23 protein-coding genes, 3 tRNA genes and 2 riboswitches are annotated in these 25,495 nt (G+C 63.1%); of the genes, 16 read left to right on the top strand and 10 right to left on the bottom strand.

Annotated features, from left to right (window positions below; translation table 11 throughout):
* The first annotated feature begins 22 nt into the window (after nucleotides 1-22).
* The 4 genes from BLP88_RS12090 to BLP88_RS12075 all read left to right on the top strand — a co-directional run bounded on the left by BLP88_RS12090 (nucleotide 23) and on the right by BLP88_RS12075 (nucleotide 2,182).
* Nucleotides 23-406 (top strand): carboxypeptidase regulatory-like domain-containing protein, encoded by a 384-nt coding sequence (locus tag BLP88_RS12090; protein WP_074589499.1) that lies wholly within the window; start codon nucleotides 23-25, stop codon nucleotides 404-406.
* 90 nt (nucleotides 407-496) lie between these two features.
* On the top strand, nucleotides 497-1,090 hold the full coding sequence (locus BLP88_RS12085) for a sulfite oxidase-like oxidoreductase (protein WP_074589541.1): 594 nt from the start codon (nucleotides 497-499) through the stop codon (nucleotides 1,088-1,090).
* Between the two features lie 10 nt (nucleotides 1,091-1,100).
* Nucleotides 1,101-1,838, top strand: coding sequence for a ferredoxin reductase (locus BLP88_RS12080; RefSeq protein WP_074589497.1), 738 nt, complete (start codon nucleotides 1,101-1,103; stop codon nucleotides 1,836-1,838).
* Nucleotides 1,835-2,182: a DUF6510 family protein gene (locus BLP88_RS12075; protein ID WP_245679851.1), complete on the top strand. Its 348-nt coding sequence runs from the start codon at nucleotides 1,835-1,837 to the stop codon at nucleotides 2,180-2,182. Before BLP88_RS12080 ends, BLP88_RS12075 begins: the two co-directional genes overlap by 4 nt.
* 10 nt (nucleotides 2,183-2,192) lie before the next feature.
* On the opposite strand, the gene BLP88_RS12070 is transcribed toward BLP88_RS12075, so the two are convergent.
* Nucleotides 2,193-3,113, bottom strand: coding sequence for a cation diffusion facilitator family transporter (locus tag BLP88_RS12070; RefSeq protein WP_074589496.1), 921 nt, complete (start codon nucleotides 3,111-3,113; stop codon nucleotides 2,193-2,195).
* A gap of 33 nt (nucleotides 3,114-3,146) precedes the next feature.
* Nucleotides 3,147-3,563: a metallopeptidase family protein gene (locus BLP88_RS12065; RefSeq protein ID WP_074589495.1), complete on the bottom strand. Its 417-nt coding sequence runs from the start codon at nucleotides 3,561-3,563 to the stop codon at nucleotides 3,147-3,149.
* A gap of 140 nt (nucleotides 3,564-3,703) precedes the next feature.
* Here BLP88_RS12065 and BLP88_RS12060 point away from each other — a divergent pair, with 140 nt between their 5' ends.
* The gene (locus BLP88_RS12060) at nucleotides 3,704-4,789 is read left to right on the top strand and encodes a LacI family DNA-binding transcriptional regulator (protein ID WP_245679850.1); all 1,086 of its coding nucleotides are present in this window, start codon (nucleotides 3,704-3,706) and stop codon (nucleotides 4,787-4,789) included.
* Nucleotides 4,790-4,797: 8 nt separating this feature from the next.
* Entirely contained in the window at nucleotides 4,798-5,721 is a 924-nt protein-coding gene (locus BLP88_RS12055; protein WP_074589493.1) for a carbohydrate kinase family protein, read from the top strand.
* 34 nt (nucleotides 5,722-5,755) lie between these two features.
* Here BLP88_RS12055 and BLP88_RS12050 read toward each other — a convergent pair whose 3' ends face one another.
* Nucleotides 5,756-6,664 (bottom strand): DMT family transporter, encoded by a 909-nt coding sequence (locus BLP88_RS12050; protein ID WP_074589492.1) that lies wholly within the window; start codon nucleotides 6,662-6,664, stop codon nucleotides 5,756-5,758.
* Between the two features lie 216 nt (nucleotides 6,665-6,880).
* Here BLP88_RS12050 and BLP88_RS12045 point away from each other — a divergent pair.
* The 4 genes from BLP88_RS12045 to BLP88_RS12030 all read left to right on the top strand — a co-directional run bounded on the left by BLP88_RS12045 (nucleotide 6,881) and on the right by BLP88_RS12030 (nucleotide 8,678).
* A tRNA-Glu gene (locus tag BLP88_RS12045) sits at nucleotides 6,881-6,953 on the top strand.
* 84 nt (nucleotides 6,954-7,037) lie between these two features.
* Nucleotides 7,038-7,111 (top strand) — tRNA-Asp (locus BLP88_RS12040).
* Nucleotides 7,112-7,160: 49 nt separating this feature from the next.
* A tRNA-Phe gene (locus BLP88_RS12035) sits at nucleotides 7,161-7,236 on the top strand.
* Between the two features lie 614 nt (nucleotides 7,237-7,850).
* Nucleotides 7,851-8,678 carry a hypothetical protein gene (locus BLP88_RS12030; RefSeq protein ID WP_074589491.1) on the top strand — a complete coding sequence of 276 codons (828 nt, stop codon included), beginning with the start codon at nucleotides 7,851-7,853 and terminating at the stop codon, nucleotides 8,676-8,678.
* 1,159 nt (nucleotides 8,679-9,837) lie between these two features.
* On the opposite strand, the gene BLP88_RS12025 is transcribed toward BLP88_RS12030, so the two are convergent.
* From BLP88_RS12025 to BLP88_RS12020, 3 genes are all read right to left on the bottom strand, one after another.
* Nucleotides 9,838-11,319 (bottom strand): hypothetical protein, encoded by a 1,482-nt coding sequence (locus BLP88_RS12025; RefSeq protein ID WP_074589489.1) that lies wholly within the window; start codon nucleotides 11,317-11,319, stop codon nucleotides 9,838-9,840.
* Between the two features lie 678 nt (nucleotides 11,320-11,997).
* Nucleotides 11,998-12,315 (bottom strand): hypothetical protein, encoded by a 318-nt coding sequence (locus BLP88_RS18760; RefSeq protein ID WP_139163378.1) that lies wholly within the window; start codon nucleotides 12,313-12,315, stop codon nucleotides 11,998-12,000.
* Between the two features lie 349 nt (nucleotides 12,316-12,664).
* A complete protein-coding gene (locus tag BLP88_RS12020) occupies nucleotides 12,665-13,867 on the bottom strand; it encodes an RNA-guided endonuclease InsQ/TnpB family protein (protein ID WP_074589488.1) in 1,203 nt (400 codons plus the stop codon).
* 170 nt (nucleotides 13,868-14,037) lie between these two features.
* Here BLP88_RS12020 and BLP88_RS12015 point away from each other — a divergent pair, with 170 nt between their 5' ends.
* From BLP88_RS12015 to BLP88_RS12005, 3 genes are all read left to right on the top strand, one after another.
* Nucleotides 14,038-14,304 carry a helix-turn-helix domain-containing protein gene (locus tag BLP88_RS12015; RefSeq protein WP_217635149.1) on the top strand — a complete coding sequence of 89 codons (267 nt, stop codon included), beginning with the start codon at nucleotides 14,038-14,040 and terminating at the stop codon, nucleotides 14,302-14,304.
* A gap of 188 nt (nucleotides 14,305-14,492) precedes the next feature.
* Nucleotides 14,493-14,924 carry a LexA family protein gene (locus tag BLP88_RS12010; protein WP_074589486.1) on the top strand — a complete coding sequence of 144 codons (432 nt, stop codon included), beginning with the start codon at nucleotides 14,493-14,495 and terminating at the stop codon, nucleotides 14,922-14,924.
* On the top strand, nucleotides 14,917-16,215 hold the full coding sequence (locus tag BLP88_RS12005; RefSeq protein WP_373366893.1) for a Y-family DNA polymerase: 1,299 nt from the start codon (nucleotides 14,917-14,919) through the stop codon (nucleotides 16,213-16,215). The genes BLP88_RS12010 and BLP88_RS12005 overlap by 8 nt, the downstream gene beginning before the upstream one ends.
* 277 nt (nucleotides 16,216-16,492) lie before the next feature.
* Here the strand turns inward: BLP88_RS12005 and BLP88_RS12000 are convergent, their stop codons facing one another.
* From BLP88_RS12000 to BLP88_RS11985, 4 genes are all read right to left on the bottom strand, one after another.
* A complete protein-coding gene (locus BLP88_RS12000) occupies nucleotides 16,493-17,455 on the bottom strand; it encodes a 2-hydroxyacid dehydrogenase (RefSeq protein ID WP_074589483.1) in 963 nt (320 codons plus the stop codon).
* Nucleotides 17,452-18,648, bottom strand: coding sequence for a pyridoxal phosphate-dependent aminotransferase (locus tag BLP88_RS11995; protein ID WP_074589482.1), 1,197 nt, complete (start codon nucleotides 18,646-18,648; stop codon nucleotides 17,452-17,454). The genes BLP88_RS12000 and BLP88_RS11995 overlap by 4 nt, the downstream gene beginning before the upstream one ends.
* Before the next feature lie 496 nt (nucleotides 18,649-19,144).
* The gene (gene pdxS, locus BLP88_RS11990) at nucleotides 19,145-20,047 is read right to left on the bottom strand and encodes a pyridoxal 5'-phosphate synthase lyase subunit PdxS (protein WP_074589480.1); all 903 of its coding nucleotides are present in this window, start codon (nucleotides 20,045-20,047) and stop codon (nucleotides 19,145-19,147) included.
* A complete protein-coding gene (locus BLP88_RS11985) occupies nucleotides 20,044-20,829 on the bottom strand; it encodes a methylenetetrahydrofolate reductase (RefSeq protein ID WP_074589479.1) in 786 nt (261 codons plus the stop codon). Before BLP88_RS11985 ends, pdxS begins: the two co-directional genes overlap by 4 nt.
* Nucleotides 20,830-21,176: 347 nt before the next feature.
* A riboswitch (glycine riboswitch) is annotated at nucleotides 21,177-21,274 on the bottom strand.
* Nucleotide 21,275: 1 nt separating this feature from the next.
* Nucleotides 21,276-21,377, bottom strand: a riboswitch (glycine riboswitch).
* A 396-nt stretch (nucleotides 21,378-21,773) separates the two neighbouring features.
* Between BLP88_RS11985 and lysA the strand changes: the two genes are divergently transcribed.
* From lysA to dapC, 3 genes are read left to right on the top strand one after another with little or no spacing between them, the layout of a single operon-like run.
* Nucleotides 21,774-23,216, top strand: coding sequence for a diaminopimelate decarboxylase (lysA, locus tag BLP88_RS11980; protein ID WP_074589478.1), 1,443 nt, complete (start codon nucleotides 21,774-21,776; stop codon nucleotides 23,214-23,216).
* 41 nt (nucleotides 23,217-23,257) lie between these two features.
* The gene (gene dapF / locus BLP88_RS11975; RefSeq protein ID WP_074589476.1) at nucleotides 23,258-24,253 is read left to right on the top strand and encodes a diaminopimelate epimerase; all 996 of its coding nucleotides are present in this window, start codon (nucleotides 23,258-23,260) and stop codon (nucleotides 24,251-24,253) included.
* Entirely contained in the window at nucleotides 24,250-25,431 is a 1,182-nt protein-coding gene (dapC, locus tag BLP88_RS11970; protein ID WP_074589475.1) for a succinyldiaminopimelate transaminase, read from the top strand. Before dapF ends, dapC begins: the two co-directional genes overlap by 4 nt.
* The last annotated feature ends 64 nt before the right edge of the window (nucleotides 25,432-25,495 follow it).

Below are 25,495 nucleotides of genomic sequence, written 5' to 3'. Positions count from 1 at the left end.
GGGTCCGGATCGGCGGAGTGAAGTGGCGCGGAACGAGCTGACCTTGCTGGCGGTGGCCGCCCTGCTGCTAGGCGGGTGCACCGGTGACCCCGGGCAGCCGGCCGGCCACTCGGGCGTGGTCACGGGCTACGTCCTGACGGCGCCCGTGTGTCCCGTGGAGCGTCCGGGCATGGAGTGCGCGCCGCGTCCGGTGGCGGGTGCCGCCGTCGTCGCCCTGGCCGGGGACACCGTCCGCGGCTCGACAACCACCGACACCGTGGGTGCCTTCAGCCTCACCCTGCCCGACGGCGGGTACCGCATCCGGGCCACAAACACCGGCGGCTACGCGTCCACGGCCTCCGAGGAAGTGGTGGTCTCGGACCGTCCGGTCCACCTCACCCTGGTAGTTGACAGCGGGATCCGCTGACCCCGGCGGGGCACTGAATGTCTGGACCCCGCCGGACCGTTGCCCTATGGTGATTCACAGTCGGCCGGAACTCCGTAGCGGAGGTACATGATGGGCATCATTTCGTCTGGTTTTCGTGGCAGGCGGCAGGCGGGAAATCCGGCGCTGCCGCCCGGGCAGCACGAGACGGAAGGCTTCCCGGTGCTCACCGCCGGGCCCGCACCGAACATCCCCCTTGACGAGTGGGAATTCTTCATCAGCACAGAGACGGGGCAGCGCCACGCCTGGTCCTGGGAGTCGTTCATGGCGCTTCCCCAGGCCGATATCCGCGCGGACATCCACTGCGTGACCAGCTGGTCGCGGCTTGGCACTTCCTGGCGGGGAGTATCCCTGGACGTCCTGTTCGAGGATGTGCAGACAAGCTGCCGCTTCGCGACGGCCCACTCCTACGGCGGGTACACCACAAACCTCCCGCTGGAGGACCTCCTTGGCGGACGTGCCTGGGTGGCCTGGGCGTTCGACGGCGAGCGGCTCGAACGTGCCCACGGCGGGCCCGCCCGCCTGCTGGTGCCGCATCTCTACTTCTGGAAAAGCGCGAAGTGGATCAACGGCATCGAGTTGACCCAGGACGATGTTCCGGGCTTCTGGGAATCCAACGGCTACCACCTGCACGGTGACCCATGGCGGGAAGAGCGCTACTCATGAGGCCGGGCCGGTGAGCACCCTGTGGCGCGTCGCCGACGTCGTCAGCGGCGTTCCGGAAACCGAGACGTCGCGGACCATCGGGTTACGGGTGGCAGGCCTGGACGGCTACCTCCCCGGCCAGCACATCGACATCCGGCTCACCGCCGACGACGGGTACACGGCGGTGCGGTCCTATTCCGTGGCGTCCGCATCCATGGACGAAGTCCTGGAAATAACTGTCGACGAACTGGCCAACGGTGAGGTCTCCCCGTATTTGGTCAGGGACCTGGCGGTGGGCGACCAATTGGAGGTCCGGGGCCCGGTGGGCGGCTGGTTCGTCTGGCGGCCGTCGAATCCGAACCCCGTCCAGCTCATCGCCGGAGGATCCGGAGTGGTGCCGCTGATGGCGATGGTGCGCGCGCATGAGGCTTCCGGGAATCCCTCACAGTTCCGGCTGCTGTACTCCCTCAAATCACCTGAGACAGGGTTCTACCAAGGCGAGCTACGGACGCTGGCCCGGGATTCGTCCAATTTCACCGTCGATTACGTCTACACACGCAAAGTGCCCGAGGGCTGGCCCAGCCCGCCGGCGCGGCTGACCGCGGAGACCCTGCTGGCCAACATCCTCCCGTCGGACCCCGCCCCGGACATCTTCGTCTGCGGCCAGACGGTGTTTGTCGAAACAGTCGCAGAATGGCTCGTGCAGGCGGGATATCCTGCCGCCACGATCAAGACCGAACGCTTCGGCGGGACAGGAGGAACCCGGTGAGTGGCAACAGCAGTGCGGCTTCGGGCTCCGAAGAAGACCCGCGCTTCGGGGACCGGGACATCGCAGGGATCCCGGGTAATCCGATATCCCATCTTGACGGAAACGCAGCAGCCGGGGCCCTGTGGGAACTGTTCCGTTTTGACATCGTTGCGGCGATCGGACGGTGCAAGCACTGCGGCGCGGTCAGTGTCGTCGCCCGGGCAAAGGTGTACGCCGACGGCCCGGGAATCGTGGTGCGCTGCGGTTCCTGCGAAGGCGTCCTGTTGCGCCTGGTGGAGACCCCCACCCGGTATTGGCTCGATGTGAGCGGGCTGAGCTACCTGCAGATCGACCGCGGGGAGTAGGACCGGCACCTCAGGCGTGCTGGTGGGTTTCGTGTTCCGAATGGCTGGCCGGCTCCAGTTGGAAGGTGCAGTGGTCTGTGTCGAAGTGCGAGCCCAGGCACGTGGTGAGCTGGTCCAGGAGCCGGTCCGTGCTGGTGGCGTTGAAGATGCTGTCCTCCACCACCACGTGGGCCGAGAAGACCGGGACCCCGGAGGTGATGGTCCAGATGTGGATGTCGTGCACGTCCACCACACCGTGCACGGAGAGGATGTGTTCGCGGATCATGCTGACCTCCACGCCCTTGGGGCTGGCTTCGAGGAGCACGTCGACGACGTCGCGCAGCAGGTGCCAGGCCCGGGGCAGGATCATCAGCGAGATCAGCACCGACGCGATCGGGTCCGCGGCCTGGAAACCGGTGGCCATGATGATCACGGCCGCGGCGATGACGGCGAAGGATCCCAGCAGGTCGCCGAGCACTTCCAGGTAGGCGCCGCGCAGGTTGAGGCTTTCCTTCTGTGCGCCCCGCAGGATCAGTAGCGAAACCAGGTTCGCCGCCGCGCCCAGGATTGCCGCGTAGAGCATGGTGTCCGTGTGGATCTCCGGGGATTCGGCGAAGCGACGGATGGCCTCGATCAGGATCACCACGGAGATGACGATCAGGATCAGCGCGTTCGCCAGGGCCGCCAGTACCTCGGCCCGCTGGTAGCCGTAGGTGCGCTGCTCGCTGGGCGGGCGGGTGGCGACCCACGCCGCCATGAGCGCGATGAAAACCCCCGCGGCGTCCGAGAGCATGTGGCCGGCGTCGGCGAGCAGCGCCAGCGAGCCGGAGACGACGGCGCCCGCCACCTGGATCAGCACCACCGCAAGGGTGATGCCCAGGACGGCGATGAGCCGCTTCCGGTGCTTGCCCGTTGCCGTGATGCCGTGCGAGTGGTTGTGGTCGTGCCCCATGGTTACAAGGCTAGCGCGGGCCTGCCGGACGGCTCATTCCCAGCCGAGTTCGTGCAGGCGTTCGTCGCTGATGCCGAAGTGGTGGGCGATCTCGTGGACCACGGTCACCGCCACTTCGTCGATTACTTCCTCCCGCGAGGAGCAGAGGTCCAGGATGGGCTGCCGGAAGATGGTGATGCGGTCCGGCAGGGAGCCCGCCTCCCACCAGGAATCCCGTTCCGTCAGGGGGACGCCTTCGTAGAGGCCCAGCAGCACAGTGTCCGGGTCTTCGCCCGGCCCGGGGACGTAGTCGTCTTCGATGAAGACCGCCACGTTGTCCATCGCCTGGGCCAGTCTGCGGGGGATCAGCAGCAAGGCGTCGCTGACGGCCGCCTCGAAGTCTTCCTCGGACATGTCAAAGGGCATGCCGTCGGGGCGGATCGGGAGGCCGGGAGGCAGCTGGGAGGACATTCTCCGACTCTAACCGTTGCGGCCATTGACGCTGCAGAGTGACGGAAGCTACAGTTTTTTCCGGCGCGGGTTATGCGTATAACCGGCGCCTGTTTACGTCGACTCTCCGAGCCCGCGGACTCCGCAGACAGGCAGCCCCCATGAGCCGCGCCGGCAACCGTACCGGCCCCACGATGCATGACGTGGCGGCCGCTGCCGGAGTGTCCCAGGCAACCGTTTCTCTGGTGCTCAACGACGCCTCCGGCACCAGGGTCTCCGAAGAAACCCGGCACCGCGTCCAGGAATCGGCCCGGCGGCTGGGCTACCGCACCAACGCCCACGCCAGGGTGCTGCGCGGCGGCGTCGCCGGAATGATCGGCTTCGTGGGGGACTTCGTGGCCACGGCGCCGTTCGCGGGCAAGATCATCGAAGGTGCCCAGGCCCGCGCCTGGGAAGCCGGGCTGCCGCTGCTGACCGTGAACACCGGCGGGGACAAAGAACTGGAAGAGTCCTCCCTGGAGACGATGCTGTCCTACAAGGTGGCCGGCGTCGTCTATGCCGGGATGTACCACCGCGTGCTTGAGGTGCCGGAGGTGCTGGGTGAGGTGCCCGCCGTCGTGCTTAATTCGCGCGACGCCAGTGGCCGCCTGCCCAGCATCGCCCCCGATGAGGAGCTGGGCGGTTACACCGCCACCAGGCACCTGCTCGACGCCGGGCACCGCCGGATCGGGATGATCAATATTGGAACTCCCGACGACGTGGCGCTGCCGGCCGCCGCCGGCCGCCGCGCCGGCTACCTGCGCGCGCTCGCCGAAGCGGGCATCGCACCGGACCCGCAGCTGCTGCTCGACGGCGACGGCGAAGTCCCCGGCGGGTACGCGAACACGCTGGAGCTCATGGCCGCGGACAATCCTCCCACCGCCCTCTTCTGCGCCAACGACCGCACTGCCTGGGGCGCGTACCAGGCCCTGGAATCGCTCGGGCTCCGCGTTCCGGAGGACGTGTCGGTGGTCGGCTTCGACAACCAGGAGACCCTGGCCCCGAACCTGCGTCCCGGCCTGACCACGCTGGAACTGCCCTTCGCCGAGATGGGCCGCCGCGCCGTCGAACTGGTCCTTGCAGGTGACGGTCCGGCCGGTTCGCGCCCCGCCGGTCCCGGCCGCACCGAACTCTTCGAATGCCCCCTGATCGAACGCCAGTCGGTCGCGCCACCCAACCCGCAGCGCGCCCGGTACCCCCACAAATGAAGGAAACCATGAACCCCACCGAAGCTGTTTCGCCCGAGCCGCTCGACGTCGTCGTAGTCGGCGAGGCCCTGATCGACATCGTCAACTCCCCGAAGGGCCAGACCGAGTACCCCGGCGGTTCCCCGGCGAACGTCGCCTACGGGCTGGGCCGGCTGGACGTCAAAGCAGGCCTGCTCACGGCCATCGGGCGCGATGCCCGCGGCGAGGCCATCGCGGCGCACCTTCGGAGCGCGGGCGTGGTGCTGCTCCCTGGTTCCCAGTCGCTGGCGAAGACGGCGACGGCGACCGCCGAGATCGCCGAAGACGGTTCCGCGGAGTACACCTTCGACATCGAATGGGCGCTGCCCCCGGCCACCCTCCCGTACGCCCCGAAGATCCTGCACACCGGCTCGATCGCGGCGTTCCTGGAACCCGGTGCGGCCGTGGTGCGGAACCTGCTCGAGCAGGCACAGGGTGGCTGCATGGTCACCTTCGACCCCAACATCCGCACGGACCTCCTGGGCAGCCACGCCGAGGCGCTGGGCATCTTCGAAGAGCTCGTTCCGCTGTGCGACGTGGTGAAGCTCAGCGATGACGACGCCGGCTGGCTGTACCCGGGCAAGTCCCCGGAGGAAGCCGCCGAGCGCATCCTCGGCCTGGGTGCGGACCTGGCTGTGGTGACCCGCGGCGGCAACGGCTCGCTCATGGCCACCCAGGGGACGCAGCTGACGGTGCCGGCCGTTCCCGCGGTGGTGGCCGACACCATCGGTGCCGGGGATTCCTACATGTCGGCCCTGATCATGGGGCTGCTGCTGCGCGGCAGCGAAGGGCTGGCCCCGACGGTGCTGGAACGGATCGGCCAGACGGCCTCGATGGCCGCCCACATCACCGTGGGCCGGCCCGGCGCCAACCCGCCCACGCACCGCGAACTGCTCGCCGGAATGGCGCGCTAGCGGAGCTTTTACGGCTGCGGTTTCGCGGCCGCGCTTAGCGGCTGCGGCGCCGGGTCAGTCCCACGCCCACCAGGCACACCACGCCGCCGACCAGCCCCCAGATCCCCGGGACCTCATTGAGCAAAGCCCACGAAATCAGGATGGTGGTTCCCGGGACGAGGTAGGTGGTGGCGGCAAGTTTTCCCGCCTCGATCAGGGACAGCGCGTACGCCCAGGTGGTGAACGCGATGGCCGTGGGAAAGACTCCCAGGTAGACCAGCCCCAGCGTGGCCGGCAGCGGAGCGGCCTGGACTTCGGCAACGAGCTGGCCCGCCCACGGCAGGCAGCAGAGCGCGCCGACCATGATTCCGAACCAGGTGGCCTGTGCTGCGGTGAATTTCCGCAGCACAGGCTTCTGCACGATCACGCTGACCGCGGCGAGCACCGCCGCGAGCAGGCACAACAGCACCCCGGCGACATCCGCCGTCGAGCGCTGCCCGGAGCCCAAGGCGATCATCGCCACCCCGCCGAACGCCACGGCGCTGCCGATGATCAGCCAGCGCGGGAAGCCTTCCTTCAGGATGACCCCGGCCAGCACGGCGATCAGGATCGGCGAAACGTTGATCAGCATGGCGCTGGTTCCGGCGTCCAGCATGTGCTCGGCGGCGTTCAGTGCCACGTTGTAGCCGGCGAACCACATCACCCCGTAGGCCAGGATGGGCCACCATTCGCGGCCTTTCGGCCAGATCTTAAGGGTGGGCAGCGCAACCGCACCAAGGGCGACCGCGGCCACGGCCAGGCGGCCGAGCGTGAGGGAACCGGGGGAGAAGCTGGAGCCCACGGCGCGGATGCCGACGAAGGCGGACGCCCAGAGAATAACGGTGATGACGACGGCGGCGACGCCGGCTTTGCTGATGCCCTGGCTGCCGGTGGGCGCCGAGGTGGTGGGGATGCTTGTGGCCATGTAGCCAAGCTATCCCCGGGGGCGGACATTTGGCTCGCGATTTCCGGACGTCCTGCAGCAAGAAACTGCCAAGATTGCAGGCCGCGGACCGGCCTGCGGACCCCGATTTGGGAATATCCGCCTCCATGCTCTAAAGTTTTAGAGTCCAGTTCGGACGAGCGAACATCAGGAAAGATTCCTAGGGATCTTCTCTGCCGCAAATCCGGATTGTTCCAGGCCCCCATCGTCTAGCGGCCTAGGACACCGCCCTTTCACGGCGGCGGCACGGGTTCGAATCCCGTTGGGGGTACGCAAGGAAGTGGTCAAAGCGGTCTGAAAAGTCTGCTAGGCTGGAACCCTTGAAAAACGCGGTAGAGATACCGCAAACAAGCAAGGCCCTGTAGCGCAGTTGGTTAGCGCGCCGCCCTGTCACGGCGGAGGTCGCGGGTTCAAGTCCCGTCAGGGTCGCTCTGGTGGCCGGAAGAGATTCCGGCTATCACGGTGATAAAACACCTAAGGCTCTGTAGCTCAGTTGGTAGAGCGTTCGACTGAAAATCGAAAGGTCACCGGATCGACGCCGGTCGGAGCCACCAGCGAGAACCCCGCAGTTCCCAGCATTTGCAAGGGAAGGGCGGGGTTTTTTCTTGCCTGCCGGGCTCCTTGATTTCAGTCTGGATCAGGCCCCATCCGGGCATTTTCAGGATCAGCCCTCTGGTATTCCCTTGGTAGCCGCCGACATCACGCCGCGACAAAACGCTAGATGTCGGCTGGGTCCATCCGCAGTGCGCAGACGGGGCGGCCCAGTTCGGACGGGCGGTCGACCGATAGGAAGCCAGGGTAACCTCCGACCGTTGAGCGGAATATTATTTCCATAATGCGAAACTATAAACCCGTACGCGACACCAGGCGCTAAGACCCCCGGGCCGGCACCGAGCTGCGTAGGGGTGTACCCCCACCCCCTTCGACCGCTGAAAAGCCCCGGCTGCCAGCCCTTCACCACGACTGGCTCTCTATGTCCCGCTGTAATCCGGTCCTTGCCCAAGGGCGACGGTAGGGTATGTATCTCAAGGATTGTTTTTGGAAGGATAAAATCACAGTGGATATTGGGCTGCTCTTGACGATCGTTGGAACGGTCTTGGCGGTCGTCGCTTTTCCCGCCACCTATTACATGGGTCGACGTAATCGTTAAAAGCCGGACCTTTGCTACGTGCGTGATTTCGATGTCCTTATGTCGCCAGATGATGGCTTGGCTGGCGGCAAACTCGGCGTGACGATTGGCGGCACTGCGATAGAGCGGATCAGCCGCACCTACATCGCTCTCTTCAACCGCAAGGGCGATTCCGTTTCTGGTTCAGATATTGTCGCGTCGGACAAGCTGCGCATCGGCGTCAACGATGGGGACACGATCCTTCAAGCTCGGATCCTCGCAGTAAGTAGGCCTCAGTGCGGTTTCAACCTGGCTCTGGTGCCACCAGAAGCCAGCATGGTGGAGGTGACCTTCGACTTTATGGATGCCCAGGATGGCGCGATCCTGGAGGTTCTGCACCAAGGCGATACCACAGCCTCAGTAGGCGGGACCATACGTGGGGCTACGTTCCGGGATCGCGGTAAGGGCGACTTAACTCCAAGTGCAATTCGGACAATAGCTGCAAAATCTCTAGTAGCTAGGTTTAACCATTATTCCAAGAAAAAGGGGCAAAACCGTTTCACCTTTTCATTGCTCTTGCTGCTACCTTTCGTAATGCTAGTCCTCACTATATTTCAGGTATGGGCGTCGTATTCTAACCACGCATCTGGTCCGATAGGCATTGAAGGATTCGATTTCAAGACCCTGGAAGGGCAAGAGAGTTTCCTTGCTGCGGCCAGTGCGGCCGGACTTCATCCCCGTGGTGCTGGAGACATACTGATGGTCATGCTAATCCTGCTGGGCATGCTCGTCGTCTTGGCGTTCTTCATGTATCGCGCATTGGTAGTTGACAGAATTCCGAAAACCATCACCAGTCACATAGTCGAGGCGGAGTCGGAAAATGACTGAGGGGCGGTCGCTTGAACGGGGCGCCCGTGACGAGGGAATCACGAAGCTTTCTGATCCTCTGCTCTGCGCCACAATCGCCGTGCAGATGCGCATGTCAACGCCTCGTAGGTTGAAAGTGACGAGGATTCAGGGGTAGCGAACCCAGAGTGCTCGCGTGAGGCTTGTTGACGGAGATGGCGGGTCTTCCGTTCGTTCGCCTCGGCCCGATGTCGTGGATGGGCGCCGGCGGAATGGCCGACGTTGACCCGGAATTGGGAAGTCCGGGAACATCGGAATGCCGGGCGTTTCCCCATAGTTTCCCACTACGGGCTTGGTGCGTCAGTGGTACAGGAGACTGTGCCGCCGTTGAGGGTACCAGTGTCCTCCAAGGGTCCGGCTGGAGGCGGCTGCAGTTTCCTGAGCCCTCTTGGAGTGCACAGTGGAGACTACGTAGATAAACGAGTGCCGTGGAACTTGCCCCGAGGTGCGCCGTGCCCGCTACTGGTCCGTGCTGCTGTCCGTTGGTTCCAGGTCGAAAGTGGCCGTTGCAGCGGACCTCGTGTGCCTTGGTAGGGAGCGGTTGGTGATCGCACAAGGGTCTGATGGGAGGGCTGGCTCGACGCCAGCGAAACGTCCGCGCCGCACTTTCGTCGATTGGCTCGCGTTGGCGCCCCGATCAACGGTGGTTGCAGCATGCCCAAGGCTGCCCGGCACTCGTCCCAGGGCAACGCCGGGAACTTTTCCCTTAGGGATACGACTCCTTCCGTCGTGCTCCGGCCAGGCCGGTCTGGCCGGTGGCTTCGGGTCGAGGCGTTCTCTGGAAGCGGCAGACATCACGCAGATGCCCCGAAGGCAGGACCGTCCCGACGTTGCCAGGCATTCCGCGGCAAGAGGAACCCGGGATGTTCTAAGGGCCGCTCATCCGCGAGCAGGAGAGACGCAGATGAACTATGCTCCCACCCGTGCGAGCGAGGTGCGGGTGTCCGGGCGCGGTCTGCACTTCCGGCCCGAAGGAGATCATTGTTGACCAGGTTGTAGTTTCTCACTATCAGCGAGTCGACTCGGGGCCCCATGCTGCCGGGGCCCGTTCGAATCGCCGGGTGCGCCAAGCGGCCAGGCGGTCGGTGTTGGCAGGCGCCACTCCCCACCAGCCTGAGGCGTGGAGTTGGCTTTCGGCAGATCACGGCCGTCTAAACACAATGACGCTATGGGCTTGCGGCATCTTGGGAGGGGAGTTCAAGTTTAACCAAGTTGTAAGGGCTGCAACCATGCTTCTGTGCTTTTGAGCGTCTGGGTTCCGCCAGAGGCTGATGCACTCAGCCGCCACTGCATCTTCATGGGTCCACCCGTGTTCCTTGGCCATCCGTTGGAGTCGGCGCAAGAATGGGATCATTGTGCGATCACCACCTATCAAGAACAGTCCTAAGCACCCCACCCCGTGTCTGATGTTCTCCCTAGTGAGCAGTGCATCTTTGCCTCTCAGACAGTGATTGCGCAGTTCGAGAACAGCTAAGAGGTGTTCGTGCGGTGCCGCACTATCCTTTGGCCACCGGGAAAAGAGATCAAAGGCAGCGACGGGAACTATCAGATCTGTGTCGAGAGAGTCTGACCGGATCCCAATCTTTGCAATGTTCTCGGGGGCACCGCCAGCAATTGTGAGAGCAAGGGCAAGCACATCGTCAGAGTCAGTCTCGATGATGAATCTCCAGGAATCCTCCGCTTCGCATGCACTAAGTAGAGCGGTCCCGTGGTCCTTCATCCATAACGTAGCCAGCCTGAAGGGCGTCATGCGCAGGTAGGCTGCATCTTCTGCTGAGAGCGGGATCGAGTATCCCCTTTGTGCCAGAGCATTCGAAAGGGACCACGACATTGCAGACAAAGACTCTAGGAGTGAAAAGACTGCATCCACTACCTGCGCCCGAGTCCACTGCTCTTGGTGGCTCCGCAGCCGGAAAATAACGACCTCTCCGGACAACGCGAAACTACTGCCGTGCTGTGCCGCGTTTCGTAAATGAGACCCAGCATCCTCCAAGAATGACCGAGTAATCGGACAGTCAACCAGGTTTCGAGCCAGCTTCGTAGCATCGTTTTGTTGGATCAGTTTCAGGTACGGTTGTTGCTTAATATTAGCTAGCAGGTTGTACCATGCGAACAACCGCCCTCCGACATCCTCATAGATCTCGCCATAGAACTTGATAATTCGGCGTAGAAGAGTGTCAATGTCACTCTCACGTTCAAGTATTGCCTCGAACGAAGTAAGAGCCTCATGAAGAACTCTGGTGATTTTGGACAATTCATCCAGAGCACCTTCTTCTTCAGCAATGCGACCTAGGTTTGGGGCGGCAAAGCAAAATCTTGCCGACTCAGCAAGCACGGCACTGAAACGAATGGGATCAAGATGAACGGCAGCCACAGTACTGAGCAGTAAATATTGGGCCCCGTGAGCCTCGTCGGTATCAAGTTCGGTCAGCTGGGTTGCTTCCTCCCGCCCTGCTCTGCCGAGGTCAAGTAATGAGAGCCCTGGGTAAGACACGGCAGCAGCGGCCAAAGCCCGTTCTAGGATGTCGCCAATTGAGAAGTCCTCATAGGCCTTTGTAGCCTCGATCAGCGTCTCGTACGCGTTCAGCTCAGCTACGACTTCATCGATAAGCTGCTGCCCCATTTTCCCGAAATCTTGGGCCTCGTGGAGGTTAGGTGCCGTTAGAGCTTGAGAGTACGTTGGCCAAAGCATCGCTAGGAGACCCAAAGATTGTGTCATTGTGCGCTGGAGTGTCACTGCAGGTCGGAGGGGCTGGTGGGTTTCACAACCACGTTTTGTGGCGATAATGTTCCTCTGCGCTTCGGCCATACGAAAAGCGGCATGGGTCGATGAAGGATCGCCCATGAGGTCCCCCAGTGCCTGGATAAAATCCTGCATGAGCATGGCAACCTCGTATTTGTCCGGAAGTCGACCAGGGCGGGGCTTCTCTCCTTGACAGGACCGCAGATGATTCTCGACGCGCTCCACGGCAGCTTTTCGCTGAACGACCTTAGAGTTGACTTCGCCGGCTGGCGCTTTATAGGCACACTCGGCGCACGACTGTCCCAAAACTCGCACCGCTTGACAGCGGAGGCAGGGCAAGGTCTGGAAACTGATGACCTTGTTTCTATTTCGGGCTGAAACCGATCGTTCGTTTTTCCTCTGCCCCATAGCACTACCTTAGGCGTCGTTCCGCCGTACTGGCCGGACCGCGCGTAAGCTGGTCCATCAGGAGAGGTCCATATATGAGTCCGCCGGTCTCGCGCCGATTCGCAGCCTCGGCCGCGCATTTCGCCACCGTGGAAAGCACCGACGACGAACTTAGGACAGCTCGCTTCTGGCGACATCCTTCAAACGCTGCAGCTCCTTGTTCATGGTTTCCTTGCCTTTGAGGAACTTCCGTTCAGTTTCGTCCCCCGCCTCGTACCAAGTTTTCTTGTTCGGGAGATCTTCGAGGAGGTCGCGAAGTTGCTCCACAGCACTCGACCACGCTGAGTAGGCAGTCCTGAAGGGAGGAGTCGCATATAAACCCAAGGCCAACCAGGCGTCAAACGATTTGTAATCAACGTCGGGCGGTTCCGTTTGGCGATCCCAGATAACATCTGCCCCATCCACAAACTCTGTTGTGTGAATGGCCAACGTGACCAGCCGCTCGTATGCGGCGCTTGCGGTCCTGCGTGCGGCTCTCCCTTGCCACCGACAAAGTGTTGGCGCGTCCCTGCCGTTGAGTCCACAAAGTCGCAGCAATGCCTGCCAGACCAAACAACGCCTGTCGCAACCGTTCCCACCTATTCCGATGCCATGGGGGAAGTCTCTCAGGTGCATGGACGGACACCCTTTTATGACACTGTACTGCCTTGTTTTCTTCAGTCGGACCCGATTTGGAAACTGATGAGGGGGGTATGGTGACCTCTCCCGAAAAGGGCGGATGAGTAATCGGCCCAATGACTCCGCTGGCCGGACTTCGTGCGATGCCAGCCAGAATCTTTCAGGCTTCTCGTGGCTCGACTCGCGCCAAGTTCCGCAGGACTAGTCCGGCCCTGAGTATGTTGACTGCCGCATTGATGTCGGCGTCGTCCCGATGCCCGCACGAAAGGCAGAGGAATGCTTTACCGTTTCGATTGGCCTTCTCCCGGTACCCGCATCTGCTGCAGGTCTGTGATGTGTAGGCCGGGTCCACCTGAACAAATTCTCGCCCGGCGCTTTCAGCCTTGGCTCGGATTAGTCTCAGGAAGATTCCCCATCCTGCATCGAGAATGGACCGGTTGAGTCCGGTCTTCGCTCTCCTTCCATTGGGTTCGTAGCCTCCGGCTCCGTCGGGCCGGGATTTTGGCCGCCGTGTCATGCGGGCGATGTTGAGGTTCTCGGCCACTATGACGTCATTGTCTGCGACTAGGTGATTCGCCGCCTTGTGGAGATAGTCGAGGCGCTGATTGCTTATCTTGCGGTGCAGGGCAGAAAACCTCCCCCGGGCCTTTTTTCGGCGATTGGACCCCGGCTGGGTGCGAGCTATTGCTTGATTGGCTTCAGCGAGACGGACCTGGGCGGCCTTGCCGTAGGCAGGGTTCTCGATCCGTTCTCCGAGTGATGTGTACGCCAGCCCGTTGGATCCTGTAGCGAGGTCAATGCCAATCATCCTGCCGGTCTTAGGCAGTGGCGTAGGCAGATCCTGCTGGGCTGACAGCAATACGTACCAGTGCTGGCCCTCGCGTTTGACTGTCACCCTAGTAACCCGGCCCCTGACCGGGCGGTGTTGCTTAACCTTGACATGACCGACACCTTTGAATCGGACCTTGGTCTGCGTCGGGTGAACTATTGAGTTCCAGGTCGCACCATCACCATTGCGGTGGTCCACCGTGTTTAGCTGGCCAGCACCTTTGAATCTCGGGTAACCCGGATTCCCTCCGTACTTAACCCGCCGGAAGAAGGATCTGAAAGCGTTGTCCAAACGTCGGAGTGTCTGCTCTTGGGAGGAGTAAGACCAGCGGGCGAGGTCAGGATCGCATGCGCGGATCTCCGTGAGCTGGGCATCTTGATCAACAAAGCGGATCCCTACATGAGAACGCGTCCACGCGTCTCTTCGCTCTTGCAGGGCGGCGTTGTAAATGTCCCGATGGTCATTCAGCATTGCCACTAGCAGTTGCTGCTGCTTCGACGTCGGGTAAAGGCGGAACTTGTACAACCGGATCATGCCACAACCGGCAGTGGGGCTTCCATAGCACCTAACTCTCTATTAGCCGCGATGCATGTAACACCAGTAGAGCAGACAATCCTGACATTGTCAGTTGACATGGACAAATGCCCATCCGCCCCGACCAGTCCTCCGAGGAGCAGACTCAGCGGTGGGCCGAACGGAGGGCGATGGTTGGGGCACGAATCAGGGAACTGCGCCAGATGCAAGGGCTGTCCCAGGAATCTCTGGCCCTTGAATCCGGATTGAGCCGCAACATGATCATCGGGATCGAGTGGGGCCGGAAGAGCGTGGCCTACGAGCGCCTGTGGGACATCGCCGCCGTACTCGACTGCGAGATAACGGAGCTCTTCACCGCAGCAAGTGCGCCGGCATCAAGTAGCCCGTACCGCGGCGGGCGACGCCCCATGGAAAGACCCGAAGCCAAAAGCCGCTGACGCCGCCTTGGCGAGCCATCTGGTACCCAAGCTGCGAGCTGCCCCGACGGGCTTCCGACTCGTCGCAAATCGCCGGGCAGCCTCCGCCCTTGCCTGGGGTGGACCAGGCAGCCTTGCTCGCCGGGAGGAAAACTGTCTGTCGGCGGAGCTAGAATCTATTCGAACATATTTTCGATTAGAGGCGTGTCATGAGTCTTGCGTTGGACCCCCGCGTGATAGTGGCCGGGGTTGTGCCGTGGTTGATTCCGGTGGCTCCAGTGGCCGTGGCCTGCGGCTACCCGTCCCCTGCCCAGGACTATTTCTCGGGCGAGATTGACCTGAACGAGCACCTGATCCAAGACAAGACCAGCACGTTCATCGTTCGTGTTGCAGGGGACTCGATGGAGCCGGGCGGGATCAGCGACGGGGATGAATTGATCGTCAACAAGGCCTTGGAACCAAAGGATGGGTCAGTGGTGGTGGCCATCCTGGACGGCGAGCTGACGATAAAACGCCTGCGGATCACCCGCACCGGCGTGATCCTGCAGGCCGACAACCCCAAGTATCCTCCGATCCGGGTCCCCGAGCTGTCGGAGCTGCGGATCTGGGGTGTCGTCACCCGGTGTCTTCACTATGTCTAAACCGGCCACGATGCCCCGCACGCAGGAGATCGCCCACGTGGACGTCAACTGCTTTTATGCGTCGGCGGAGCGGATCTTCGACCCGTCGCTGGAGGGCCGGCCCGTGGTCGTGCTGAGCAACAATGACGGCTGCGCCGTGACCCGCAGCGACGAGGCCAAAGCTCTGGGGATCGTTCTGGGGGAGCCATGGTTCAAGCTCGCGCCCCGGGTGAGGGAATGGGGCCTGCAAGCCAGGTCCAGCAACTACGAGCTCTACGGGTCGATCAGCGCCCGGGTCATGGAACTGCTGGCCCGTTACTCGGCCTGGCAGGAGGTCTACTCGATCGACGAATGTTTCCTCGGTGTCAAAGGCGACGGCGGGGACCTTTTAGCTCTGGGCCGGGCCATGAGGGAAGCCTGCCGCAGCCATGTCGGCGTGCCCGTCTGTGTCGGGATCGCCCCCACCAAAACCCTGGCGAAACTGGCCAACAAATGGGCGAAGAAAAACAAGGCCTTCGGGGGAGTGTGCCGCTGGGAATCCGTTCCGGTCGCCGAGCGCGAGGCATTGATGGCACGCCTTCCCGTGAACGAAATCTGGGGTGTCGCTACCCGGCTGAGCAAGAGGCTGGCCGCTATTGGCATCTACTCGATCATGGACCTCGCCCGGGCCGACCCGATCAGGATGCGGGACAAGTTCTCCGTGGTCATGATGCGCACCGTCCTGGAACTGCAGGGCACCCCGTGCATCCCTATGGAGGAAGAACGCGTCGGCCGGGACCAGCTGATTTTTTCCCGCTCCTTCTCCACTCCGATCCGCACCGCCGGGGCTATGCGGCAGGTCATGAGCGTGTACGCCCAGCAGGCAAGCGCCCGCCTTGCTAAGCACCGGCTCCAGGCCAAGGTCCTGACTGCCTTTGCAGCCACCTCGTACTCCAACCCCGCGGACACGTCTTACCCGTCCGTGGTGGTGCCGTTGCCGATGCCCACCGCCGACCCGGTGATCCTGAGCAGGGCCGCGCATGCCCTGGTGCCCCGGATATACGAGGGCCTGAAATACGTCCGCGCCGGGATCATGGTGACGGACCTGCGCCCCTCCGGCAACCAGCCGCCTCTGCAGTTGTTCGAGAACGCTCACGAGGAGCGGCACATTGGCCCTCTGATCGAGGAAGTCGCGAAGAAGTACGGACGCGAATCTATAGGCCTGGGTGTCGCCGGCCTCAAAGGCGGCCCGGACTGGTCCATGAAACGCGAAATGCTCAGCCCTCGCTACACCACCGAATGGGCCGAGCTGCCCATCGTCAAGGCCGCTTGAAGGAAGCCAGGGACGCTTGGGCGGACGGCCCGGTGAGCTTCTGCTGCCTTGCGGATTCGGAACCTACGGCGAGTTCCCGACCATCTATCAGGCCCTGACCTGGAGCTGGCCTAAGTATTGGCCTGCTGCGGAGAGCCAGAACTTCTATCTCGTCGGTGATGTGATTGACCCGGCACTCGAAGCCAATCGGAAAGCCACCCCGGCCCGGAGGTCGGAGCAACCGGGGGCGGAAACAGCTAGTGGAGGGTGGCGGGTGGAAAAGTCCACCCGCCACTGCTCATTGACCGATCGGCCTCGGCGGCTGTTCGCCGCGGAGGACGGCGAGGGTGTTGTCGGCGGCAAGCACGGCCATGGCGGTGCGGGTTTCGACGGTGGCCGAGCCCAGGTGCGGCACGAGGACGACGTTCTCGAGCTCGAGCAGTTCCGGGTAGACCTGCGGTTCCTTCTCGAAGACGTCCAGGCCGGCGCCGGCAATGACGCCGGTGCGCAGTGCCGTGGCGAGGGCGGCTTCATCGACGATGGGTCCGCGGGCGGTGTTCACCAGGTACGCGGTGTCCTTCATCGCTGCGAGTTCTTCGGGACCGATCAGGTGGTGGGTGTTCGGCCCGTAGGGGCAGTGCAGGGACACGACATCGGACACAGCCAGCAGTTCGTCCAGTTCGACCCGGCGGGCGCCGAGTTCCGCGGCGATCGCGGGGTCGATTTCGCTGCGCGACTGGTACACGATCTCCATGCCGAAGGCCTTGGCCCGGCGGGCGGTGGCCTGGCCGATGCCGCCCATGCCCACGACGCCGAGGGTCTTGCCCTGCAGGCTGGAGCCGAGCAGGAAGAACATGCCCCACTTCCAGGACTGGCCGGCGCGGATGAGCCGTTCGCCCTCGCCGAGGCGGCGGGTGGCCATGAGGATGAGCCCGAACGCGATGTCGGCGGTGGCTTCGGTCAGCACGCCCGGGGTGTTCGTGGCGGTGATCCCGCGCCCGGTGCAGGCCGGCACGTCGATGTTGTCATAGCCGACGGCGACGTTGGAGACGACCTTGAGCTGCGGTCCGGCTGCGTCGAGCAGTTCGTCATCGATGCGTTCCGTGAGCAGGCTGACGATCGCGTCGGCTCCGGCCACGCGGGCCAGGAGTTCCTCGCGGCCGATCGATTCGGTGCCGGTCCAGGCGTCGACCTCGTGTTCGGCGCGGAGTTTTTCGAGTGCGGCCTCGGGAACCCGCCCCGTGACGACGACGCGGCTCATGCTTCGATCCATTCGCGCAGGCGGCCGAGGCCGTCGCGGATGTCAGCCGCTTCGATGCCCGAGTAGGCGAGCCGGATGTACTGCCGTTCCTCGCCGGGCAGGCGCCGGCCGAAGTGCTCGCGGGTGCAGAAGGAGACGCCGGTGTTGTGCAGGGCCGCGGTGGCGAAGTCGCCCACTGCCGTGTAGCCCATGCGCTCCATGGCCTCGGTGACGTCGGGGAAGAGGTAGAACGTGGACTGCGGTACGGCCACGTGCACGCCGGGGATGGCGTTGACGAGTTCGCAGGCGGTGTCGCGGCGCTTCTGCAGGACGTCCAGCATCTGCTGCACGGAATCCTGGGGGCCGCGGAGGGCTTCGATGCCGGCCCACTGCACGTAATGCGTCGTGCAGGACTCATCGTTGGTGTTGAGCTTGCTCAGCACCTGGGCGATCTCCAACGGGGCGACGGCGCAGCCCAGGCGCGAGCCGGTCATGGCGAACTTCTTGCTGAAGGTGTAAAGGATGACGGTACGTTCCGCCATGCCCGGCAGCGACACGATCGAGCTCGAAACGCCTTCGTAACGGGTCTCAAAGTACGCCTCGTCCGAAAGTACCCAGAGGTCGTGTTCGATCGCGAGCTGGGCGATGGCCTCACGCTCGGCCGCGGTGGACTCGGCCGAAATCGGGTTCTGCAGGTCGTTGTAGATAATCGCAGTGGTATTCGGGGTGATCGAGGCGCGGACCTGGTCCAGGTCGATCGCGAACCCAGTGCTCGTGGGCACGTAGCGGTACGGCACGGCCGTGCCGCCCAGGTACTCGATCTGCGATTCGTAGATCGGGAAGCCCGGGTTGGGGTAGAGCACTTCCTGGCCCGGGTTCATGACCGCCTGCAGGAACTTCGTGATGACGGGCTTGCCGCCGGTCATCACCACCACGTTCTCGGGGGAGAACTCGATGCCACGGCGGGAACCGATGTCCTCGGCAAGGGCTTCGCGCAGCTGCGGGATGCCCGGGCCCGGGCAGTAGCCCGTGTAGCCGTCGGCGATCGCCTTGTTCATCGCTTCCACGATGTTCGCGGCGGTGGGGATGTTGATATCGCCCAGGTGGAAGGGGTACACGAGGTTCCCCTTGGCCTTCCAGGCGGCGGCGGCTTGGGCGACGCTGAAGGCGGTTTCGGTGCCCAGGCGTTCGAGCCGGTTCGCGAGTCTCTGCATGGTGGTCCTTTTCTCGTATTGGTGGGTGTGGATGTTTTCCGCGGCGGCCTGCGGTGCGAGGCTGGGGGATCGCGTCGAGCTGGTGCCGACGGTGGCTTCGCTCGGGCGCGGGTGATGACAACCGAAACGTCTCGGGAGGCTGCGGCCTTAGTGGTGGAGGGGTCCGATGCCGCTGCGCCCAACAGGCCATGTTCGGTACCAGGGGTGTGCCTGCACGTGATAGTTCACGGTTGCTGAACCCCGGGTAGCCAGACTCTGGTGCATCCATCGTCGTAAACTGCTATGCGGCCGAGGCCTCCGTCCAGCACTACCCAGAAAACTGTGGCGTGGTAGTTGAGCAGGTCGATCTTCCCGGCCTGTTTCGTTTCGCCGCAGCGCTGAACTATAATGGATTGGCCTACGTCCAGTTGCCGCTTCCATCGGTCGCTTGGAAGCGCGGGACCTGCGGTCCCCGCTGCTCCGAGGGCCTCAGGTTTTTCCAATGTCCTCGTCGCCATTACCAGCCGCGTTCTGCGAGGCGGTGCGGCTGCGGGATCTCGTCGACGTTGATGCCCACCATGGCTTCGCCCAGGCCGCGGGAGACCTTGGCGATGACGTCCGGGTCGTCGTAGAAGGTGGCGGCCTTCACGACGGCGGCCGCGCGCTGGGCCGGGTTGCCGGACTTGAAGATGCCCGAGCCGACGAACACGCCGTCCGCGCCCAGCTGCATCATCATCGCGGCGTCGGCCGGGGTGGCGATGCCGCCGGCGGTGAAGAGCACCACCGGGAGCTTGCCGGTGGCGGCGACTTCCTTGACCAGTTCGTACGGTGCCTGCAGTTCCTTGGCGGCAACGTACAGTTCGTCCTCGGGCAGGGCCGAGAGCTTGGCGATCTCGGCGCGGATCTGGCGCATGTGGCCCGTGGCGTTGGAGACGTCGCCGGTGCCGGCTTCGCCCTTGGAGCGGATCATGGCCGCGCCCTCGTTGATGCGGCGCAGGGCCTCTCCGAGGTTGGTGGCACCGCAGACGAAGGGAACGGTGAAGTTCCACTTGTCGATGTGGTTGATGTAGTCGGCCGGGGTGAGGACCTCGGACTCGTCGATGTAGTCGACCCCCAGGGACTGCAGCACCTGGGCTTCGACGAAGTGGCCGATGCGGGCCTTGGCCATCACCGGGATGGACACGGCTTCGATGATCTGATCGATCATGTCCGGATCGGACATGCGGGACACGCCGCCCTGGGCGCGGATGTCAGCGGGAACACGCTCGAGGGCCATGACGGCCACGGCACCGGCATCTTCGGCGATGCGGGCCTGCTCGACGTTGACAACGTCCATGATGACGCCGCCCTTGAGCATCTCAGCCATGCCTCGCTTAACGCGGCTGCTGCCCGTGGTCGGATCGTTTGGGCTTTGCTTCATGGTGTTGCTCCTAGTCGCTGGGGTTCCGGCGTTGGATTGGTGCCGGGAGGTCTGTTGAACGTATTGATGTGGAAGCCTGCAACGTCTGTTGTGAGTTGTTTTTCGAAAATGTCCAGATCAAAGTTGCCCGTCTTGAAGAACTGCCTCCCCAGAGGGCCTGGACGGGTGATTCTTCTGACGGAGGGCCCTAGTCCCAGCGTTGCGGTAGCGATTCCTATGTCGGCTTGTGGCAGGCCAGTCGGCGCGCTTATCCATACCGGGAGCTCGACACCGTCGCTGCGCAGGCGCCGCAGGTAGCGGTTGACTATGTTCGGATCGAAGCAGAGCTGGGTTGTCAGCTCCGAGGCCAGGTGTTGCTTCGCGATAAGAGCGTGGTAGAGAACCTGCTCCCGGGCGTAAGGGTGCGGTTCGGGATGGCCCAGAACACCAAGCCTGAATTCTCCGCTGGTGAACTGTGCTATGTCTTCCATCAAGGGCAGGGATTCACCGTAGGGTCCATCCTGCGGGCCGTCTCCTGCCATGACCAAGACTCTTCCAATGTCAGCCCGTGCGAGCCATTTCAGCGCCTTACGCAGGAAGGCTGTGCTTGGGATCATGCGGGCGGGAAGGTGCGGGATGACGTGATGTCCTTGCTGGGACAACGACGCTGCTGTGGCCAGGGTGCGGCCCACGCCGAGTCCGGGAAGGCAGGAGACAGTTAGTTCGGCGCCTGACGGCAGCCAGCGCTTGACAAAGTCTTCGGCATCCAGCGACGGCGCAATCTTAAAACGCAGGTTCTCCAACGGAGGATCCTTTCGGCGGACGTCTTGAGGTGTTTGGCCGGCGTCCTTACCAGTGGTTTCGAATGTTTGCAGGTTCGGGAAGGGCGAGGCCGGTGTCTGCATCCGCTACAGGCACCGGCCTCAATGGAGGCTCTGGTGAACCTCCGCCCCGCTATCTGGCGGCAGTGCCAACCGCAGTCAGAAAACGGGTACAGCTGAAGGTGACCGCGCTTATCGCCTGTATTCTTCGGCAGGTCGCCGGCCTTGGATCTCCGGGCGACCAGGGGGCTTTGGACGGAGGTGTGAGTTGGTCAAACAAGAGGAACTCCAAGGTGAGTAGCCTGCTGTACGCATGGCCCGGTTGGGTTCCTCCCCGCTCTGTCATGGACCTGAGAGTTTCCGCGGCCTAGGTGATCCGCTTGCACCGTCGGTGAGCCCAGGAGCCTGGGCTGCTTTCCAGAGGTTGCCTTGCAGCAGCGGTGCATTTGCCTGAGAGATTCCTGGGGAGGATTTGCTCCTACGGCGCCTGCCCTGTGATTGGTAAGGGAGGACTCTCCCGCCACGGCTCTAAAGGCTGGTGAAATTGTGGTGATTCGGTTCACACCGTAAATGAGAAACAAAAGGCACGCAAGCCGTGGCACGGACAGCCCTGCGGGTACCGGTGGCCGAACTGCGAAACGATTTCGGACCGGTGGCGTTAACGGGCTTGGGTCGTTCCGGCTCGAAACGACGGGAATCACGCGGGCTGGCGCATGGCGGTGCGGCCGGCGCCCCCTGCGGTGCCCGGGCCGGGTGCCGTCGCAGCTTTAGCTTTTCTATATCTTGTGCATCATCCCGTTGACCTAAGCACATTGATCAGGGCGTCGGTGCTTGCTGTACTGGCTCTCACCTGATTGCCGAATGTTCCCTGGTCGCTTGCACGCCAACCAGCGAAAAAATCCCCAGAGCGAGGCCCTGAACAAGTTATGTCGACGCATGAAAACACCGCACAGCTGGAGTCTCCGATTGCCCCAGCGTGGCTTGCCGTCCCGGATGACCCGAATCATCTGAATCCGTCGGTCTGGCCTCAAGGAGCTTCCCGGACGGAGGAGGGCGAACTTGCCATCGACGGCGTGAAAGTTTCGGACCTTGCTCATCGATTCGGAACACCCGCATATATCCTCTCAGAGGATCACTTCCGGAACCGTGCCCGGGCATTCCGGGATGCATTCAACGCAGCATTCGCGCCGCTTTGCGGCGGCGTCGATGTCTACTATGCCGGTAAGTCATTCTTGTGCGTGGAAGTAGCCAAATGGGTTCAGGAAGAAGGCCTGCGCCTTGACACCTGTTCCGGCGGTGAGCTGGCCTTGGCTGCCCGGGCGGGAATCGAAGGACCCAAACTGGGTCTTCATGGCAACAACAAATCGGATGCGGAGATAAACCGGGCCCTCGACATGAGTGTTGGGCGCATTGTCGTCGACAGCCTCCAGGAGCTTGAACGCGTCGCGGCTATCGCAGGGATGCGACAGCTCCGCGCCCCGGTCCTTCTCCGACTCACGCCTGGCATTCACGCCGAAACCCATGAATTCATTGCCACCGCCCATGAAGACCAGAAGTTTGGCCTGTCCATGACCGCGGTGCACGGCGAGCGCTCCACAGCAGAACGGGCCGTCGGCGCGGCTCTGGGGCACCCCAGCCTGGAGCTCCTCGGCGTTCATTGCCACATTGGCTCCCAAATATTCTCCGCCGAAGGTTTCGCGCTTGCTGCCGAGAAACTGCTGACCTTTATCGCCTCGATCCGCGATCTTCACGGCGTGTCGCTGAAGGAGCTGGACCTAGGCGGCGGATATGGCATCGCCTACACCGACTTGGACCAACCCAAGGAACCTGCGGAGCTCGCGGCGGCCATGGCTGACGTCGTGGGTGCCACCTGTGCCCGCCTGGGAATCGATGTCCCCCGGATTTCCATCGAGCCGGGACGGGCGATCGTGGGAAGTTCGACGTTCACCTTGTACACGGTGGGCACTTTGAAGACCATCAATGTTCAACACGGTGAAGACATCTCCGAGCGCCGGTACGTCTCCGTTGACGGAGGCATGAGTGATAATCCCCGCCCGGTGCTGTATGGCGCAACGTACACCGCTGCGCTGGCGTCCCGCCGTTCAGAGGCACCGAGCGTGTTGTCGAGGGTGGTCGGAAAACACTGCGAAAGCGGTGACATCGTCGTCAAGGACGCCTACTTGCCAGCAGATCTTGTAGCCGGTGATCTGCTCGCGGTGCCCGGAACGGGAGCCTACTGCTGGGTGCTTGGCAGCAATTACAACTACACACCACGCCCCCCGGTAGTTGCCGTATCGCAGGGCCAGGCGCGGCTAATCCTCCGTGGCGAAACAGAGGAAGACCTTTTCCGTCGCGAAGTGGCCTCGTGATTACGCCATCCCGTTTGCAGCCCCGAAAGGTTCCCACTGACATGACAGACAGCTCATCTCCCGCCGCCGGCCGGGGCTTCCCCTTCTGGAAAGGACACGGTACAGGAAACGACTTCGTCTTGTTCGCCGACCCGGACGGCACACGGGAGATCAGTCCCGCGATGACAGCCTGGATCTGCAACAGGCACCGCGGAATCGGCGCTGACGGCCTGATCCGGGCCGTCCGCTCGGAGAGGCTTCCGGAAGGCCGTGAGCTGCTGTCGTTCGCACCGGAGGCCGAATGGTTCATGGACTACCGCAACGCGGACGGAAGCGTGGCCGAAATGTGCGGCAACGGTGTTCGCGTGTTTGTCCATTTTCTCCTCAGCATCGGCCTGGCGGAGCTGCCGGAGGGATCCACGCTAACGGTGGGAACCCGCGCCGGGGCCAAAAAGGTCACACGGATCGGCCGCGACTATGAGATCGACATGGGTCCGTGGCGGAAGGCGTTCCCGGAACGTGCCTCCGAAGACGGCACGGATGCGCACGTGAGCGTTGCCGGGTCGGAACCTCGCCGCGGGCTGTCCATCGATATGGGCAACCCTCACACCGTTGTTATCCTGCCGGCGAACAGCTCCCTTGCGCCGCTGGATCTGGCCCGCGAACCTGTCGTCAGTCCACAGCCCCGACGTGGCACCAACGTTGAATTCGCTTCCCTGACGGATGAGTCCGACCCCGATACGCCCCGAGTCATCACGATGCGCGTCTACGAGCGCTCAGTTGGCGAAACCCAGGCCTGCGGGACCGGGGCGTGCGCCACCGCGGCCGCCGTCCGTATTCTCTCCGGATTTCAGGACGACCAGTGGACGGTGCAAATGCCCGGCGGCCCCGTACTTGTCCGTTTCCAGAGGGAACGGGGGATGGGAGGAGCGGTCCGCGAGCACGTGTTCCTGCGCGGACCAGCCAGGATGGTCGCCAACGGCACCATTGACCCTGAAATGTGGGACGTCGACGATGCGTCCCCGACCGCACAGGACCTTCTTGAGGTGGCCCGATGACTGTCCAACCAAAACCGCTTACGCCAACAAGGCCTCTTGGCCTCGGTCTCCCGGATTACCCATGGGACACCATGGCACCGTACAAGACCATTGCAGCCAATCATCCGGACGGGCCGGTGGACCTCTCCCTCGGCACACCCGTTGACCCGACGCCGCTGATCATCCGCGAAGCACTGGTCCGCTCGGCCAATGCTCCCGGGTACCCTGGCGCGCATGGCACCGCGTCCCTTCGGGAAACCATTGCGTTCTGGTTCGCACGCCGCAGGAACGTGGCCCATCTCAGCCCGGAAGCCATCATGCCTACGGTCGGATCGAAGGAAATCATTGCTTGGCTGCCCTTCATGCTGGGACTTGGCCCCCTGGATGTGGTCGTTCGCCCGAAAATCGCATACCCGACCTACGACATCGGGGCCAAATTGTGCGGGGCAACAGTCGTTGCCAGCGACTCCCTCGAGGAACTGGACCCGGCCGTGCTCCGAAGGGTGCGCCTGGTCTGGATCAATTCCCCCGGCAATCCCACCGGCCAGGTTCGGGACCTTGCATCCATGAAGTCGATGGTCGGCCAGGCACGGGAACTCGGAGCCGTTGTCGCCTCCGATGAATGCTACGCCGAGCTGGGTTGGGGAGCGTGGGACCCCGAAGAGGGCGGATCGCCGGTGCCTTGTGTCCTTGACCCCGAAGTCGCCGGCGGATCCCACCAAGGGCTGCTCTCCCTGTACTCATTGAGTAAACAGTCAAACCTTGCCGGATACCGCGCTGCCTTCGTAGCAGGAGACGAAAAGATCATCGCCAACCTGGTCAATACGCGCAAGCACGCAGGAATGATCGTCCCGTCACCGATCATGGCGGCCATGGAGGCAGCCCTGACCAGCGACGAGCACGTCAGGGAGCAGAAGAACACCTATCGCCGGCGGCGGGAGATTCTACTTCCGGCGCTGCTGCGAGCGGGGTTGAAGGTTGAGCACTCGGAAGCCGGCTTGTACCTGTGGGCTACCGCAGGCCAGGACACCTGGCAGACCGTTCAGGCGATGGCAGAACTGGGGATCATTGTCGGGCCGGGGGCCTTCTATGGCCAAGCGGGGGAGGGGTACGTCAGGTTCGCCATCACCGGCTCCGACGAACGGGTGGCCGCCGCAGCTCAGCGGCTTGAGGCAGCCAATATGACAGCCGGGACCTGATCCGGAACCGGCCGTTTACCCACTTCGAAAGGGGGGTGGACGCTTGCAAACGTCCACCCCCCTT

Source organism: Arthrobacter cupressi (assembly GCF_900099975.1).
GTDB classification, from domain to species: Bacteria; Actinomycetota; Actinomycetes; order Actinomycetales; family Micrococcaceae; genus Arthrobacter; species Arthrobacter cupressi.
The sequence above is the reverse complement of the archived record's forward strand: the minus strand, read 5'-3'. Positions and strand labels throughout refer to the sequence as shown.

What these genes read in the sequence shown, in the direction of transcription:
- dapF (WP_074589476.1), top strand. Translation starts at nt 23,258, where the DNA reads ATGACAGACAGCTCATCTCCCGCCGCCGGCCGGGGCTTCCCCTTCTGG.
- BLP88_RS11995 (WP_074589482.1), bottom strand. Translation starts at nt 18,648, where the DNA reads ATGCAGAGACTCGCGAACCGGCTCGAACGCCTGGGCACCGAAACCGCC.
- BLP88_RS12015 (WP_217635149.1), top strand. Translation starts at nt 14,038, where the DNA reads ATGGTTGGGGCACGAATCAGGGAACTGCGCCAGATGCAAGGGCTGTCC.
- BLP88_RS12065 (WP_074589495.1), bottom strand. Translation starts at nt 3,563, where the DNA reads ATGTCCTCCCAGCTGCCTCCCGGCCTCCCGATCCGCCCCGACGGCATG.
- BLP88_RS12000 (WP_074589483.1), bottom strand. Translation starts at nt 17,455, where the DNA reads ATGAGCCGCGTCGTCGTCACGGGGCGGGTTCCCGAGGCCGCACTCGAA.
- BLP88_RS12070 (WP_074589496.1), bottom strand. Translation starts at nt 3,113, where the DNA reads ATGGGGCACGACCACAACCACTCGCACGGCATCACGGCAACGGGCAAG.
- BLP88_RS12050 (WP_074589492.1), bottom strand. Translation starts at nt 6,664, where the DNA reads ATGGCCACAAGCATCCCCACCACCTCGGCGCCCACCGGCAGCCAGGGC.
- BLP88_RS12025 (WP_074589489.1), bottom strand. Translation starts at nt 11,319, where the DNA reads ATGGGGCAGCAGCTTATCGATGAAGTCGTAGCTGAGCTGAACGCGTAC.
- BLP88_RS12005 (WP_373366893.1), top strand. Translation starts at nt 14,917, where the DNA reads ATGTCTAAACCGGCCACGATGCCCCGCACGCAGGAGATCGCCCACGTG.
- BLP88_RS12055 (WP_074589493.1), top strand. Translation starts at nt 4,798, where the DNA reads ATGAACCCCACCGAAGCTGTTTCGCCCGAGCCGCTCGACGTCGTCGTA.
- BLP88_RS12060 (WP_245679850.1), top strand. Translation starts at nt 3,704, where the DNA reads ATGAGCCGCGCCGGCAACCGTACCGGCCCCACGATGCATGACGTGGCG.
- lysA (WP_074589478.1), top strand. Translation starts at nt 21,774, where the DNA reads ATGTCGACGCATGAAAACACCGCACAGCTGGAGTCTCCGATTGCCCCA.
- BLP88_RS12085 (WP_074589541.1), top strand. Translation starts at nt 497, where the DNA reads ATGGGCATCATTTCGTCTGGTTTTCGTGGCAGGCGGCAGGCGGGAAAT.
- BLP88_RS12010 (WP_074589486.1), top strand. Translation starts at nt 14,493, where the DNA reads ATGAGTCTTGCGTTGGACCCCCGCGTGATAGTGGCCGGGGTTGTGCCG.
- pdxS (WP_074589480.1), bottom strand. Translation starts at nt 20,047, where the DNA reads ATGAAGCAAAGCCCAAACGATCCGACCACGGGCAGCAGCCGCGTTAAG.
- BLP88_RS12020 (WP_074589488.1), bottom strand. Translation starts at nt 13,867, where the DNA reads ATGATCCGGTTGTACAAGTTCCGCCTTTACCCGACGTCGAAGCAGCAG.
- dapC (WP_074589475.1), top strand. Translation starts at nt 24,250, where the DNA reads ATGACTGTCCAACCAAAACCGCTTACGCCAACAAGGCCTCTTGGCCTC.